This is a genomic window from Curtobacterium poinsettiae, from assembly GCF_025677645.1.
Taxonomy (GTDB): Bacteria; Actinomycetota; Actinomycetes; order Actinomycetales; family Microbacteriaceae; genus Curtobacterium; species Curtobacterium poinsettiae_A.
The window spans coordinates 397,752-411,508 of record NZ_CP106879.1; the positions used below are offsets into that span (position 1 = coordinate 397,752).

Here is a 13,757-nt window from a genome sequence, read left to right on the forward strand (position 1 = left end):
ACGCCGAACACGGCGAGGACACCGGCGACGACGAACACGTCGAACACGAGGGACTCCAGAAGATCTGCGGTGTCCGCGCCGGGTGACGCGGACCGGCACCACGAGTGGTGCCGAACCGATGCTGGGTCCTGCGCCGCGCCTCCAGACCGCTCCTAACGGTTCCCTCACGCCGCCCTGGCCGACGCATGCACGCTCCTAACGCCTGTGGAGAGCGCTCGATCCTGTGACGCGGATCCGGTAGAGTCTCAGCATCACGATCGGCCCGCTCGCCTCACGGCTCGGGCCGATTTTCTTGTCTGGGGGGGGCGCATGGAGTACGTGAAGCCGTGGCTCTCGATCGGTGAGCAGATCGAGAAGCTGGCTTCCAAGGGAGTCCGCATCGGTGATCGGGGCGTCGCGGGCTCGGTACTACGCGAAGTCGGCTACTACCGCCTCACCGGGTACCTGTATCCCTTCCGTGAATCCTCGGTCGAGATCGACGACCACGGCCGTCGGCACATCGAGGTCCAGGACCGGTACCGAGCAGGGACGGAACTCGCCGCAGCCGAAGCACTCATCGCCTTCGATCGGAGTCTCCGGCTCCTGGTGATCGAAGGTGTCGAGCGGATCGAGGTGGCCGTTCGAACCCAGGTCGGCCACGTCCTCGGAGAGCAAGGCCCCTTCGCTCACGAAGACGGATCACTCTTCACCGAGGCGTTCACCGCACACCGGGCCGATGCGCCTGATGGCTCCAGCCCGCACACTGCTTGGCTACAGCGCGTCCGCGAACGGCAGGATTCGTCGGATGAATCGTTCGTTGCCCACTTCCGCACCAAGTACGACGACCGGATGCCCATCTGGGCACTCACCGAGATCCTCGAGCTGGGACACCTCGCTCGGCTGTACGGCGGCCTCCGGAACGACGTCGCCACCCGGATCGCCCGAGAGTTCGGCGTCCCGACCAAGAAGACGATGCTGAGCTGGCTCGCCTCGGTCAACTACGTCCGGAACGTCGCAGCACACCATGCGCGTCTGTTCAACCGGAAGTTGGTCGTGGTCCCGAAACGGCCGAGGTCCGGTGCGGTACCGCACCTCGCACATCTCTCGGGAACCGATGCGCCGAAGCAGTTCGGTGTCTACAACACCTTGGCGGTGATGGCCTACCTGCTCAGGTCGATCCCGTCCGACCACGACTGGGCCGAGCGCGTGGCCGCTCTCCTCGGGGCCTTCCCGAGCAACGAACACCTCGATCTCTCGTCGATGGGTGTCGGCGCCGGTTGGCTGGACCACGCGCTCTGGACAGGTCGCCACTGATCACGCTGGGCCACGCGTGCCGGCCGCCCGCAACCGGTCAGCGAGGTCTGCCACGGCCTCGACGAGCTCCTCCGGACCCGCGACGACGAAGTCGACCGCAAGTCCTGACACCACGTTCGCGAGTCCGTCCCACGACCACGACCCGAGGGTGACGCGGGCGCGGTCCCCCTCGAGCTGCTCGACCACGGCGTCCTCGGGCCGGTACGGCGCGATCCGCCGCGCATCGCCCGCGGTCATCGACACCGAGCCGGTGCAGGGCCACACGTCGTCGATCGCGGACCCCTTGAACCGCGCAGACACGAACGCCGCCGCATCGCCACCGGGGATCGGTCGCGGCGTGAAGGGGACTCGGGTGCGCATCCGCGGCGTGATCCGGTCGATGCGGTGGGTGCGCCAGTCGTCGCGGTCGGCATCCCAGTCGAGCAGGTACCAGCGACCGTTCCGGGCGACGACGGCGTGCGGTTCCACCCGGTGCGGGGTCTCGTCCTCGCCGTACCCGAAGCGGAACACCTCGCGAAGGTGAACGGCCTCACTCACCGCCACCAGGACCTCCGGGTGCGTGGTGGTCCGGCTCGTCGCGGTCACGGCCTGCACCGCGTCGACCCGGGACCGCAAGCGCGCGGGCATCACCTGCCGAACGGTCGCGAGGGCACGGGCCGCCGACTCGGCGACGTCCGCCCCCGATGCCGGCGCCACGGCGAGCGCCAGGGCGATCGCCACCGCCTGGTCGTCGTCGAACAGCAGCGGGGGCAGGTCGAAGCCGGCCTCGAGCCGGTAGCCACCGGCCGGGCCGCGGAGCGCCTCGACCCGGTACCCCAGGCCGCGGAGCCGATCGACGTCGCGGCGGACGGTGCGGGGGCTGACCTCGAGCCGTCCGGCCAGCTCGTCGCCCGGCCAGTCACGGTGCACCTGCAGCAGGGAGAGCAGCGCGAGCATGCGTGCGGAGGGTCCGGCCATGTCGTCCATCTTCGTCCGAGAAGCGGACACGATCTGACCGCATTGCCCGTCATCCTCGTCCCATGAGCATCGAAACGACAACCCACCTCAACTTCGACGGCGACGCCCGCGCGGCGCTCGACTTCTACGCATCGGTCTTCGGCGGCGAGGTCACCGCCGCCACGTACGGGCAGATGGGCGCCCTGGACGACCCGGCCTGGGCCGACCGCATCGTCTTCGGCCAGGTGTCCACCGACGCCGGCTTCCGGATCATGGCCTTCGACGTCTGGCCCGGCCAGCCCTACGACCAGGGATCGAACGCCTTCTACGTGTTCGTGCACGGCGACGACACCGCCGAGATCGAGCGGTACTGGGCCGCACTGTCCGACGGCGCCGAGGTCCGGCAGCCCCTGGAGCCCTCGGCCTGGGCACCGTTGGCCGGGCAGCTGCGCGACCGGTTCGGCGTGGTCTGGCAGCTCGACGTCGCGGCGCCGACCGAGTGACGCGGCGGTGCGGTCGGGACGGCCCGGCCGCACCGACGCTCGGTTTGTGAACCGCTTCCCCACGGAAACCGGCCGCCGGTAGCGTGCTGGCATGCCCGAGTTCCGTCCGATGCCCGGCTACGAGCTCGGGGACGGATGGGCGGCCGCCCGCCGACGCCGCTCGCGGGTCGGCAGCGTGTGGCGGTGGATCGGGCCACCGGTCGCACTCATCGCCGTCGTCGCTGCCGCGCTGCTGTTCCACTGGTACGCGGGCGTGGCCGACCAGGTCGAGTGGCAGTGCGCGGTGTCCAGCTGCGGTACGAACGACCCACGGTCCTTCGCGCCGGAGGGGTGCTGGGCGCTCCTCGTGCTCGCCGGGCTCGGTACCGTCCGGATCCCCGGGCGGTGGTGGTGGACGGGCGCGCTCCTGCTCGGGTTCGCACTCGTCGCCGCGTGGTCGATCGACTGGTGGCGGATGCCCGGGATCGACCTCGGACTGTTCGTGACGCCGATCGGAGCCGGGAGCGTGGGCGCCGTCCTCCTGCTCGCTCGGACCGGGATGGCCGTCGACCGGGTGCGCGGGCGAGCCCACACCGCCCGTCGGTGGGCCGAACAGGGCAGTCCGCGGGACGTCGGCGAGCGCTGATCAGGTCGGAGGATCAGCCCGAGCGGCTCCACGTGCTGACCGTCACGGTCGCGGTCACACTCGTCGGCGCGAACACCTGCTCCGCCGCGACGTGGTGGTGGCTCGGTCCCATGTGCACCACGTCGTGGACGTCCTCCGCCGACAGGTCCATCGTCCACATCAGGTCCTCGGAGGACCGCAGCGCGAACGACGGCGTCAGGGAGTCGTGCAGCCGGCGCTCCTTCTCCGGGTCCACGCTGATCGTCGCCTCGGCGAGCTCCGCCAGGTGGCCGGTCCGCGGGGTCACCACCGCGAGCACGCCGTCGGGGTGCAGGACGCGGGCGTACTCGGTCTGGTTGCGGGGTGCGAAGACGTCCAGCACGACCGCGGCAGCGCCGTCGACGACCGGGAGGCGCTCGGTCACGTCACCGACGACGGCCCCCGCCCGCTCGTGGGCGCGTGCCGCACGCCGGATCGCGACGGCCGACAGGTCCAACGCCACCCCCAGTCGTCGAGTCGGCTGCCGGCCGACAGGTGCAAGCGCGTCCGGCGCGACCACGGGCCTCCCGTCCGCCGCGCGCAGCGCATGCGCCAGGTAGGTCCCCGGACCCGAACCGACGTCGAGCACGATGCCGGGCGCGGTGGCGTCCGCGACGATCACGGCGAGCACCCGCTCGACGGGCGCGTAGTGCCCGCGCCCCAGGAACCGCAGCCGCGCGTCGACCATCTCGGTGGTGTCCGCCGTGAGTGCCCGCCGCTTCGCGGGCAGGAGCGTCAGGTGGCCCTGCTTCGCCTCGTCGAACCGGTGACCGTTCGGGCAGCCGACCTGGCCGCCGTCGACGCGACCGAGGGGCTCGGCGCACACGGGGCAGGCGAGCATCGGCAGCAGGTCGTCACGCACCGGCCCAGCGTACGGGCCTCGGTAGCCTGACCGGATGTCGCTGCAGCAGCTCTTCGGCCTCGACGGACGCACCGCACTCGTGACGGGAGGCAGCTCCGGCATCGGCCGCGCCATCGCCACCGCGCTCGCGGACGCGGGAGCCCACGTGCTCGTCGCCGCCCGGACCAGGTCCGCCATCGACGCGACGGTCGACGACGTCCGCGCTGCTGGCGGGTCCGCCGACGGCGTCGTCGCGGACCTGTCCACGCGCGCCGGAGCACACGCACTCGCCGATGCGGCCGGCGACGTCGACGTCCTCGTGAACTCCGCCGGCATCAACCTCCGGCCACCGATGGCCGAACTCGACGAGGCCACCTGGGACGCCACGATGGCCGTCAACCTCGACGCGCCGTTCGTGCTCGGGCAGCGGCTCGCACCCGGCATGGCGGCCCGTGGGTACGGACGGATCGTGTCGATCAGTTCGCAGCAGGCCCACCGCCCCTTCGCCGCCAGCGGCGCGTACGGGGTCTCCAAGGCCGGCCTGGAGGCGCTGGCCCGGTCCCAGGCAGAGGCCTGGTCCGCGCAGGGGGTCACCTCCAACGTCCTCGTCCCCGGTTTCGTGCGCACCCCGCTCAACGAGCGGCTCGGTTCCGACCCGGCGACGGTGGCGGCCCTCGCCGCACGGACGCTGGTCGGCCGGAACGGGCTGGCGTCGGACTTCGCCGCGGCGGCGGTGTTCCTCGCCGGGCCCGGGTCGGCCTACGTCACCGGACAGTCCATCGCGGTGGACGGCGGGTTCTCCGTCCACTGAGCTCGACGTGTGCCGGCGGCGGGGTGCTTCGCGGCAGTACGGTCGGGACATGGCAGTCATCGAGCAGGCAACCCTCCGCCCCTCCAAGGCCGAGGCGCTCGCCGCCTGGCTCCCCGACCAGGCGTGGAGCGGCGTCGTCGCGGGAGCACCGCTCGAGGTCATCGGGCAGTTCCGGTTCGACGACCCCGCCGGCGAGGTCGGCGTCGAAGTGCTGCTCGTCCGCACCGAGGACGGCCGGGTCCTGCAGGCGCCACTGACCTACCGGGACGCACCGCTGCCCGGCGCCGACGCGTTCCTGGTCACCGAGATGGACCACTCCGTGCTCGGGCGACGGTGGGTGTACGACGCGGTGGGCGATCCAGTCCACGCCGACGTCCTGCGCCGAGCGATCGTCACCGGTGGGCACGAAGCGGAGCTCGAGTTGGCCAACGGTGCCGGACAGCGGCCGAAGGACGCCTGGGCCCGCGGTAGCGGCTCCGAACCCGACTCCCCCAGCGTCACCTCGGTGCGAGCGACCACCGCGGACGCCGTGACGTCGATCGCGACCGACCACGGCACCCTCGTCATCGCTCGGGCCGTCGGCACGGCCCTGCCCGAGGGCGAGACGCTGACCGGGACGTGGACGGACGGTTCCGAGGTGCTCGCCGTCCTGCTGCCAGAACGCGCCTGAGGTACTGGCAGGGCCTGCCTGTGCCGGGGACCGGCTGGCAGGATCGACGGCGTGAAGACACTGGAGTTGCCACAGACAGACCTCACCGCCTCCGACGTCGTCGTCGGACTGATGCGGATCAACGACATGAGCGACGAGGACATCCGCTCGCTCTACAGCGCCTCGCGTGATGCGGGTGTGAACATGTTCGACCACGCGGCGGTCTACGGCGAGTGGCACGGCTGCGAGGAGCGGTTCGGCGCGGCCGTCACGCTGTCGCCCGCGGAGCGCGCCGAGATCGTGCTGCAGACCAAGGTCGGCATCCGACCGACGCCGAAGGGCGCCTACTTCGACTTCTCGTACGAGCACATCCTCGAGTCCGTGCACGAGTCGCTCGAGGCACTGCAGACCGAGTACGTCGACGTCCTGCTGCTGCACCGCCCCGACGCCCTGGTCGAGCCGGAAGAGGTCGCGAAGGCCTTCGACGAGCTGCACGCCGCCGGCAAGGTGCACCACTTCGGCGTCTCGAACCACACCCCCGGCCAGGTCGACCTGCTCAAGAAGCACGTCCGCCAGCCGCTCGCGTTCAACCAGGTGCAGCTGAGCATCACCCACGCCAACGTGATCTCGCAGGGCCTGACCGCGAACATGGGCGGCCTCGAGCAGTCGGTCGACCGCGACAACGACATCCTCAACTACTCGCGCATCAACGACATCACGCTCCAGGCCTGGTCGCCGTTCCAGAAGGGCTTCTTCGACGGCGTCTTCCTGGGCGACCGTGAGCAGTACGCCGAGCTGAACGACGTGCTCGAGGAGGTCGCAGCCGCGCACGGTGTCACCCCGACCGGTATCGCGGTCGCGTGGATCACCCGCCACCCCGCGCACTTCCAGGTCGTCCTCGGCACGACGAACCCGCAGCGCGTGCGGGACTCGGCAGCCGGCTCGGACGTCGAGCTGTCGCGCGAGGAGTGGTACCGGATCTTCACCGCGGCAGGACACACCGTTCCCTGAACCAGGACCGCCCCGTCGGTTCGGGCAGGGTGGGGTCGTGCTCCACGACCTCGTCCTGCCCGTCCGTCTGGCCACACGCTCCGGCGTGGTGACGCTGCGGAACGCCACGGAAGCGGACCTCGACGCACTCATGACGCTGTTGTCCGACGACCCGATCAGCGCCGCGCGCGGAGACGTCGCTGCGCCGGAGGACCGCCCGCAGTACGCCGAGGCACTCCGATCGATCGTGGACGACTCGGCGAACGCGCTGCTCGTCGCCGAGGACACCGACGGTCGACTCGTCGGCACGCTGCAGCTCACGCGGATCCCGGGGATGGCTCGTCGTGGTGCCACCCGACTGCTCGTCGAGGCGGTGCGGGTCAGCAGTGCGCTGTGCTCCGGAGGCATCGGGAGCGCGCTGGTGCGGTGGGTCACGGACGTCGCAGCACCGGAGCTCGGAACCCCGCTCGTGCAGCTCACGTCGGACGCCGCCCGCACGGATGCGCACCGGTTCTACGAGCGCCTCGGCTTCACCGGCTCGCACGTCGGGTTCAAGTACCGCGTCCCCGGCGTCGGCGCACGCTGACGTTCCTTCCCAGAACGCGCGCGATGCAAGGCGCTTCCGGGCGTACCTGGTCGAAACTCCGGACCAGGTACGCCCGATTCGACCAGGCGCGCGCTAGTCGTCGGAGGCGGAGTCCGCAGACCGCGGTGTCGGCACGTTCACGTCGACCGGGGACACCCCGGCGGGATCGGCCGAGGCGCCACCCACGACGTCGAACGAGATCCCGAGCACGGCCGGGTCCTCGTCGAGTTCGAGCCCGTCCTGACGGACCTGGTCCTCCGGGATTGCACGGCCACCGGACGGGTCCCACGAGTTCGCGATCGACATGCGCACGAGCATGCCCGAGCCGCTTGGCAATCGCCCAAGAAACCCCGGAGGAGCCCCGGAACGGTCAGAGGTCGTCCGGGTGCAGCCGCTCGCCGGCGTGCGGACGCCGGAACACCGGGCCGCCGCCGGCCTCGTCCTCGTCGTGGTGGCTGACGGGCGAGACGCTCGGGTCGGCGGAGTCGTCGCCGACGTCCGCGCCGCGGTCCTCCTCCATCTCGAGTTCGGACTCGTCACTGCCGTCCACGGGGATGGACCGGCCCTGCTGTTCGGGATCGAACGGTGCGCTCATCGACATGGGGCGAGCATGCTCCCGCTCGGTGAACGTCGGGTCAACGCTGTCCGTCGGCCGCGATGAGCTCGAGCTGCGTCAGCGCCAGGTCGGTGCCGGCGGTGAACGTGAACGACGACCCACCGCCGAGGATCCGGAACACCCGGGTCTGGCCGGCCCACGTGAACTCGGCGCCGTCGACAGCGGTGACGGCGTCGTCGAGGCCGACCTGCCACGAGTAGGACCCCGGCGCTGCCGCCGTCACGGTGTACAACGACGCGGCCGGGCACGTCACGTCGAAGGACACGGACTCCCCCACGGCGAGCGCCGTGACGGTGCGGCCGGTGTCGTCGGTGAGCGCCGAGGCCCCGACCGGCAGGACGTCCACCGGGGCGTCCCGGTGGCCGTGCACATTGGAGGCCGAGACGGGACGGGTGTCCGACGCCCATCCCTGCGGCTCGTCGGACAGGGTGAACTCGATCCGCGACGCGGCGACGACCACGCTATGCGGGATGGTGACCGAGGTCCAGGGCGAGCCGTCGACCGTCACCGACGCCACGTACCCGCCTGCGGAGCCGGCGGCGATCTCGATGACGGTAGGCGATCCTCTCCCCACCGGCACGGCCTGCCCGCCGCTGGCGCGTCGGTCAGGAACCGGCGGCGTGGGCCCAGGCTGCCGCAGCACCGTCCTGCGGACCGACGGCGGCACGAGCACGTAGGTGCCGGTCGACGGCGCCAGCGGGTACAGGCCGATGGTCGCGAAGACGTACCAAGCGCTCATCTCGCCGTTGTCCTCGTCGCCCGGGTAGCCCTGGCCGAGGTCGGACCCGACGAACAGACGCTCGAGCGATTCGCGGACGATGCGGTGCGCGTCGTCGTGCCGCCCGGTGAACATCGGGAAGAAGGGGATGTGGTGCGCCGGCTGGTTCGACAGCCCGAGCATGCCCATCCGGACGTCGCGGGCCTCGGTCATCTCGTGGATCGGGAACCCGTACGAGCCGGACCGCGCCAGGGCGCCGGTCTCGGGGGTCGCGAAGAACGCGTCGAGGGCCGCGTCGAACCGCTCCGGCCCGCCGTGCAGGTCGACGATGCCGGCGCCGTCGTGCGGTGCCGTGAACGCGGTGCCCCACGCGTTCGTCTCCGTGTAGTCGTCGCCCCAGTCGCGCGGGTCGAACTCGGTGCCGACCCGCCACGAGCCGTCCGGGTCGCGGCCGATGAAGAACCCGCGCTCGGAGTCGAAGACGTGCCGGTACTGCAGCGACCGGCGGGCGAACCACTCGGCCTCGGCCTCGTAGCGGGACAGGTCGGCGGGCGTCCGCGCCCGTGACGCGAGCAGGCCCGCCATGACGGCCAGCCCCCAGTCGTTGATGGCCGCGTCCAGGGTCCACGACATCCCCTCGGGGGTCGCCGTGTCGACGTGGCCGCGGAAGGCGCCCGGGAGGCTCCCCTTGCGTCCGACGCGCTCGTCACGCGGCGGGACGGTCGCGTTCCGCACCGCGCTCCGGTACGCCGCGGCCAGGTCGAAGCCGCGCACGCCCTTCACCGCGAGGTCGGCGAAGACGGTGTCGCTCGTGGTGCCGGTCATGCAGTCCTCGGCGCCGGGAGCACTCCAGCGGGGCGTCCACCCGCCGTCGTGGTGGTGCTCGACGAAACCCTGCGCGAGCTCGCCCGCGGTCTCGGGGGTCAGGAGTCCGAGGAGCGGCCAGGCCGTGCGGTAGGTGTCCCAGAAGCCGTTCGTGGTGGTGAACGGGCCCTCGACGATCTCCGGCCCGGGTTCGTCCCGGATCGGGTCCGCCAGCACGGCGCCGTACGGAGAGCGGTGCCGCGGGGTGCCGGTCAGGGCGGTCTCCCCGGCGCGGTTCGGGTAGAGGAACAGCCGGTACAGGCCGGAGTACAGGCTCGTCAGCTGGTCGGGGGTCGCGCCGTCGAAGGTCAGCGTCGCGAGCTTCTCGGTCCACAGTGCCTCGGCACGGGACCGCATGGCGTCGAACGCGCCGGCGTCGTCGAGGTTCGCGCGGGCGTCCTCCATCGAGACGGTCGAGATGCCGAGCAGGACGTCGACCGGGGCGTCCGTGCCCCTGGCCTCCCCCACGGACAGCCAGCCGCGCAGCTCGTGCTCGCCGACCGTCGTGTGGTCGGCGGTGACCCCGGCGACCCGCAGGTGCACGTGGTGCGGCGGGGTGCCGGGGCGGTCGTCCAGGAGCGCCTCGACCACGGCGGTACCGTCGGTGACCGTCACGGAGACGTCGGACACCCGGCCGTGGTGGTCGAGCACGACGCTGCGGGTACCGGTGAACCGGAACCCGAGGGCGAACTCGCCCGCGGTCAGCTCGGCGGTCACACCGTGGTCGAGGGCGACCCGGTAGCGGTGTGGGCCGTCCTGCTCGTCCTCGTGGTCGAACCCGAGCGCCCGGGCGGCCCGCTCGACGTCGGGGGTGCTGAGTGGCGAGGGCATCACCTGGAACACCCCGCGATCGCCCATCCACGGCGACGGGATGTGGCTCGTCGCGAAGGCCTGGATCGCCGGGCGGAGCCGCCCCTGGTCGTCGAGCCGGTCGTGCTCCTGGTACGCGTACGGCCAGCGGTTGCTCGAGGCGTCCGTCATCGGCAGGCCGAACACCCCGCCGTGCGGGACACCGACGAGCGGGGCGTTGTTGCCGCGGGAGAACCGGGAGGAGGCCTGGGTACCACGGGTCGTCCGGACGTGGCCGAGCGGGGACGTCGGGGTCGTCCGCGCGGGACCGATCCGGACGGCGTCGAGCCAGCCACGCAGTGCGGGACGTTCGGCGTCGGTGGCCGCAGCCGGTGCGTCGGAGCCGAGCCGGGCCTCCAGGCGGTCGACGACCAGCCCCGCGAACGGCGTGAGGTCGACCGCGCGACGGTTCCACTGGTCCACCCACAGCTTGCGGGCCGCGTCCTGCGCGTGCGGGGTGACCGCGTCGCCGTACTGGTCGCGGACCCCGGCGTGGTCACGCAGCCGCGAGCCGTCGGTGAAGACGACGTCGACGGCGAAGGCCGTGGCATCCCAGAAGTGCGGCAGGTCCGCTTCCGTCGGTTCCGACGCCCCGTCGGGCAGGGTCCGCTCCGGGAACCAGACCCAGGACAGCTCGTCACCGGCGGCGATGGTGCGCGCGGCGAACCCGGGGACGATCGCCTCGGCCACGCACGCATCCGCTGGTCGTTCGACGAGCCAGGCCTCGGCGGAACCGAAGCCGACACCGTTCCGAGCGGCCACGGCCGTCGTCGGACCACCGCTCCGTTGCAGTTCTCGCACGGATCGAGCCTATTTGCTCCAGGGACTGGACGAAAACCCCGGCGTGTCCGTGCCGGTCGTCAGCCCTTGTTGTGTCCCGGGGCGCTGCCGGACTTGCCGGGAGCGGTGTCCGACGTGGTGTCGATCGCGCCGGTGTCGGCGGCGCCGGTGCCGTCCTGCGGCTCCTGCACCGGGTTCGAGGCCGGGGTGCTCGGCTCCGGGCCGACGGGCGGGTCCTGCGTGGGCTGCTCCGGCTGGGTCGGTTCGCTCGGCCCTTCGCTGGGTTCCTCGGCGGGCTGCGACGGCTGCTGCTCCTGCGACGGCTGCTGCTCGGCCGGTTCGCTCGGCTGCTGTTCCTCGCCCGGGTCCTCGGACGGCTGCTGCTCGGTCGGGGCGGTCGACGTGGTGTCCGTCGGGGCCGGGGTGCCGTCGTCGTCGCCGTTCAGGGCGAACACCGCGACCCCGATGCCGATGAGCACCAGGACGATCACGATGATCGTGGCGATGAGCGGTCCGCGCTTCTTCTTCCCCGGCTGGTCCTCCGGCTGGTCGCCCCGGACCGGGCGGGGCGTGACCGGCGGCGGGGTCGGCCCGCTCGGGCCCGATGCGCCGCGGCCGTTCGCCTGGGCGCCGAGGACGGTCGTCGAGACGTCGTCGGCGGGGTGCGGACGCTGCGTGTCGAGGACGCGGGTGGCGTCGTCGCCCGGACGCGCGCCGCCGTTCGGCAGTTCGCTCGCCGGCATCGCCTGCGTCCGGTCGTCCGCGTTCGCCGCTGCGGCAGCACCGGCGCCGACCGCGGCCCCCGCAGCGCCGGCGGCCGCAGCCGTCACCGCACCGGGTGCGCCGGGCAGCAGCTGCGTCGCGTTCGTCGGCTCGTCGCGGCCCAGCGCGCGCAGGCGCTCGGCCGCCTCGGCTGCCGTCGGTCGCTCCGCCGGGTCCTGCGCGGTCATCACGTGCAGCAGCGTGCGCCAGGCCGTGGGCAGCTGCCGGTCGATCTCGGGCGAACGGGTGAGCCGGGCGGTGGCCGACTCGACGGCGCTGCCCGGGAACGGCTGGCGGCCGGTCATGCACTCGAGCAGCACGAGCCCGAGCGAGTAGACGTCGGCCTTGCCGGTGATCTCCTTCGCCAGGACCTGCTCCGGGGCCAGGTACGCGGCCGTCCCCATCACGGTCCCCGTCCCCGTCACCCGTGAGGCGTCACGGAGCAGGGCGATCCCGAAGTCGGCGAGCTTGACGTGCCGGCCGTCGCTCTCGAGCAGGACGTTCGCGGGCTTCACGTCACGGTGGACGATCCCCTGCACGTGCACGGCGGCCAGGCCGTCGGCGACCTGCGCACCCAGGCGGGCGGCGGTCGCGGGGTCGAGCGGGCCCTCGCGCAGACGGGTCGCCAGGTCACTGCCCGGCACGAGTTCCATGACGAGGTACGAGTCGCCGTCGACGTCGTCGAGTGCGGCGTCGTAGAGCGTGACGAGCTCTGGCGCGCGCAGCGTCGCGAGGGTCTGGATCTCCGCCTCGGCGCGGGCGCGTTCACCGCGGTCGACGGGGCCGATGCGGAACACCTTGACCGCGACCTCGCGGCCGAGCTGCTCGTCGACCGCGCGGTACACGGACGCCATGCCACCGTGTCCGAGCGTGCCCGTGACGCGGTACCTGCCGCCGAAGACCCGTTCTTCCATGCCCGGCAACCTACCGGTCGCGGCTGACGGCGCTCTGCCGTTCGGGCGCGGGGCCTGGCGGGGCGGAGCGGGGCCCTGCGACTTCGTGAGCAGAAGACGTCGGGTGCGGGCGAACGACCCGACCTCTTCTGCTCACGAAGTGATTCGGTCGACGTCCGGCGCGGGCTCGGCACCGTGGTGGAGCGCCGTCAGGTACAACCGGTGCGCCGTGATCACGAGGGCGAGCCAGGCGAGTCCGAGCGCCCACGCCGCCAGGACGTCGGTCAGCCAGTGGTGCCCGAGGAACACCCGGGACGCCCCGACCGACAGCACGAACAGGGTGCCCACGACGATCGTCCACACCCGGGTGACGACGCGCGACTGCCGCAGGAGCAACAGGTACACGATGGTGCCCACGATCACCGTGGAGTTGAGCGTGTGCCCCGACGGGAACGACGGCGACGTCTCGTACGGCGGCACCGCGTCGGACAGCGGCGGACGGGCGCGACCGATCAGGTCCTTGCCCGCGATCGTCATGAGCAGCGAACCACCGCTCGCGGCGACCAGGAGCACCAGTGGCGTCCACGCACGGCGCTGGATCGTGAAGCCGACCAGGAAGCCGAGCGCGACGATCGGCATCCCGATCGTGCCGGCGATGTCGGTCCACCAGGTGACGAGCGTGTCCGCTGCGGGCGATCGGAGCGTGAGCGCCCAGTCGAGGACCGGTCGGTCGAGCACGGCGACGTCGTCGGCTTCCCGGACGGCGTCGTAGACCTCGGAGGCGATCCACGTGGCGAGGACGGCGACGCCCAGGCCCACGGCGAGGGTCAGCAGCAGGACGGGCATGGCGCCGAAGCGCTTGCCGAGCGCGGTCCACGCACCGGCGACACTGCGGCCGGCCCGCGAGCGCCAGCGTGTCAGGTCGACTTCGCCGACGGTGCGGTCGGCGGCGTCCCCGCGTTCGGTCTGCATCGGTCCACCCTGCCCGAACCCGCCGGGAGCCGTCCCGGGCAGTGCAGCACG

14 protein-coding genes are annotated in these 13,757 nt (G+C 72.2%); 7 read left to right on the forward strand and 7 right to left on the reverse strand.

The window, feature by feature from the left end; all coding sequences use genetic code 11:
• Positions 1 to 204: 204 nt before the first annotated feature.
• Positions 205 to 1,293 carry an Abi family protein gene (locus OE229_RS01960; RefSeq protein WP_262139491.1) on the forward strand — a complete coding sequence of 363 codons (1,089 nt, stop codon included), beginning with the start codon at positions 205 to 207 and terminating at the stop codon, positions 1,291 to 1,293.
• Here the strand turns inward: OE229_RS01960 and OE229_RS01965 are convergent, their stop codons facing one another.
• Positions 1,294 to 2,250, reverse strand: coding sequence for a helix-turn-helix transcriptional regulator (locus OE229_RS01965; RefSeq protein ID WP_262139493.1), 957 nt, complete (start codon positions 2,248 to 2,250; stop codon positions 1,294 to 1,296).
• Positions 2,251 to 2,312: 62 nt separating this feature from the next.
• On the opposite strand from OE229_RS01965, the gene OE229_RS01970 reads away from it, so the two are divergent.
• Positions 2,313 to 2,732: a VOC family protein gene (locus OE229_RS01970; protein ID WP_209134893.1), complete on the forward strand. Its 420-nt coding sequence runs from the start codon at positions 2,313 to 2,315 to the stop codon at positions 2,730 to 2,732.
• A 91-nt stretch (positions 2,733 to 2,823) separates the two neighbouring features.
• Positions 2,824 to 3,357: a hypothetical protein gene (locus OE229_RS01975; RefSeq protein ID WP_262139496.1), complete on the forward strand. Its 534-nt coding sequence runs from the start codon at positions 2,824 to 2,826 to the stop codon at positions 3,355 to 3,357.
• A gap of 13 nt (positions 3,358 to 3,370) precedes the next feature.
• On the opposite strand, the gene OE229_RS01980 is transcribed toward OE229_RS01975, so the two are convergent.
• Complete coding sequence (locus tag OE229_RS01980) at positions 3,371 to 4,237, reverse strand: putative RNA methyltransferase (RefSeq protein WP_262139497.1); 867 nt, start codon at positions 4,235 to 4,237, stop codon at positions 3,371 to 3,373.
• Between the two features lie 34 nt (positions 4,238 to 4,271).
• Between OE229_RS01980 and OE229_RS01985 the strand changes: the two genes are divergently transcribed.
• Genes OE229_RS01985 through OE229_RS02000 form a run of 4 tightly spaced genes read left to right on the forward strand, consistent with a single transcriptional unit; the run spans position 4,272 to position 7,252 of the window.
• Complete coding sequence (locus OE229_RS01985) at positions 4,272 to 5,027, forward strand: SDR family NAD(P)-dependent oxidoreductase (protein ID WP_262139498.1); 756 nt, start codon at positions 4,272 to 4,274, stop codon at positions 5,025 to 5,027.
• A gap of 49 nt (positions 5,028 to 5,076) precedes the next feature.
• Positions 5,077 to 5,697, forward strand: a complete 621-nt coding sequence (locus OE229_RS01990; RefSeq protein ID WP_262139500.1) for a CG0192-related protein — start codon at positions 5,077 to 5,079, stop codon at positions 5,695 to 5,697.
• 51 nt (positions 5,698 to 5,748) lie between these two features.
• Positions 5,749 to 6,687 (forward strand): aldo/keto reductase, encoded by a 939-nt coding sequence (locus OE229_RS01995; protein ID WP_111045854.1) that lies wholly within the window; start codon positions 5,749 to 5,751, stop codon positions 6,685 to 6,687.
• Between the two features lie 37 nt (positions 6,688 to 6,724).
• Positions 6,725 to 7,252, forward strand: coding sequence for a GNAT family N-acetyltransferase (locus OE229_RS02000; RefSeq protein WP_262139502.1), 528 nt, complete (start codon positions 6,725 to 6,727; stop codon positions 7,250 to 7,252).
• A gap of 93 nt (positions 7,253 to 7,345) precedes the next feature.
• On the opposite strand, the gene OE229_RS02005 is transcribed toward OE229_RS02000, so the two are convergent.
• From OE229_RS02005 to OE229_RS02025, 5 genes are all read right to left on the reverse strand, one after another.
• Complete coding sequence (locus tag OE229_RS02005) at positions 7,346 to 7,558, reverse strand: hypothetical protein (RefSeq protein ID WP_262139504.1); 213 nt, start codon at positions 7,556 to 7,558, stop codon at positions 7,346 to 7,348.
• Positions 7,559 to 7,622: 64 nt separating this feature from the next.
• On the reverse strand, positions 7,623 to 7,853 hold the full coding sequence (locus OE229_RS02010) for a hypothetical protein (RefSeq protein ID WP_017887929.1): 231 nt from the start codon (positions 7,851 to 7,853) through the stop codon (positions 7,623 to 7,625).
• 34 nt (positions 7,854 to 7,887) lie between these two features.
• Positions 7,888 to 11,100 (reverse strand): GH92 family glycosyl hydrolase, encoded by a 3,213-nt coding sequence (locus OE229_RS02015; protein WP_262139506.1) that lies wholly within the window; start codon positions 11,098 to 11,100, stop codon positions 7,888 to 7,890.
• A 59-nt stretch (positions 11,101 to 11,159) separates the two neighbouring features.
• On the reverse strand, positions 11,160 to 12,755 hold the full coding sequence (locus OE229_RS02020) for a serine/threonine-protein kinase (RefSeq protein WP_262139507.1): 1,596 nt from the start codon (positions 12,753 to 12,755) through the stop codon (positions 11,160 to 11,162).
• Between the two features lie 132 nt (positions 12,756 to 12,887).
• Positions 12,888 to 13,706 carry a phosphatase PAP2 family protein gene (locus OE229_RS02025; RefSeq protein ID WP_262139508.1) on the reverse strand — a complete coding sequence of 273 codons (819 nt, stop codon included), beginning with the start codon at positions 13,704 to 13,706 and terminating at the stop codon, positions 12,888 to 12,890.
• Positions 13,707 to 13,757 lie beyond the last annotated feature (51 nt).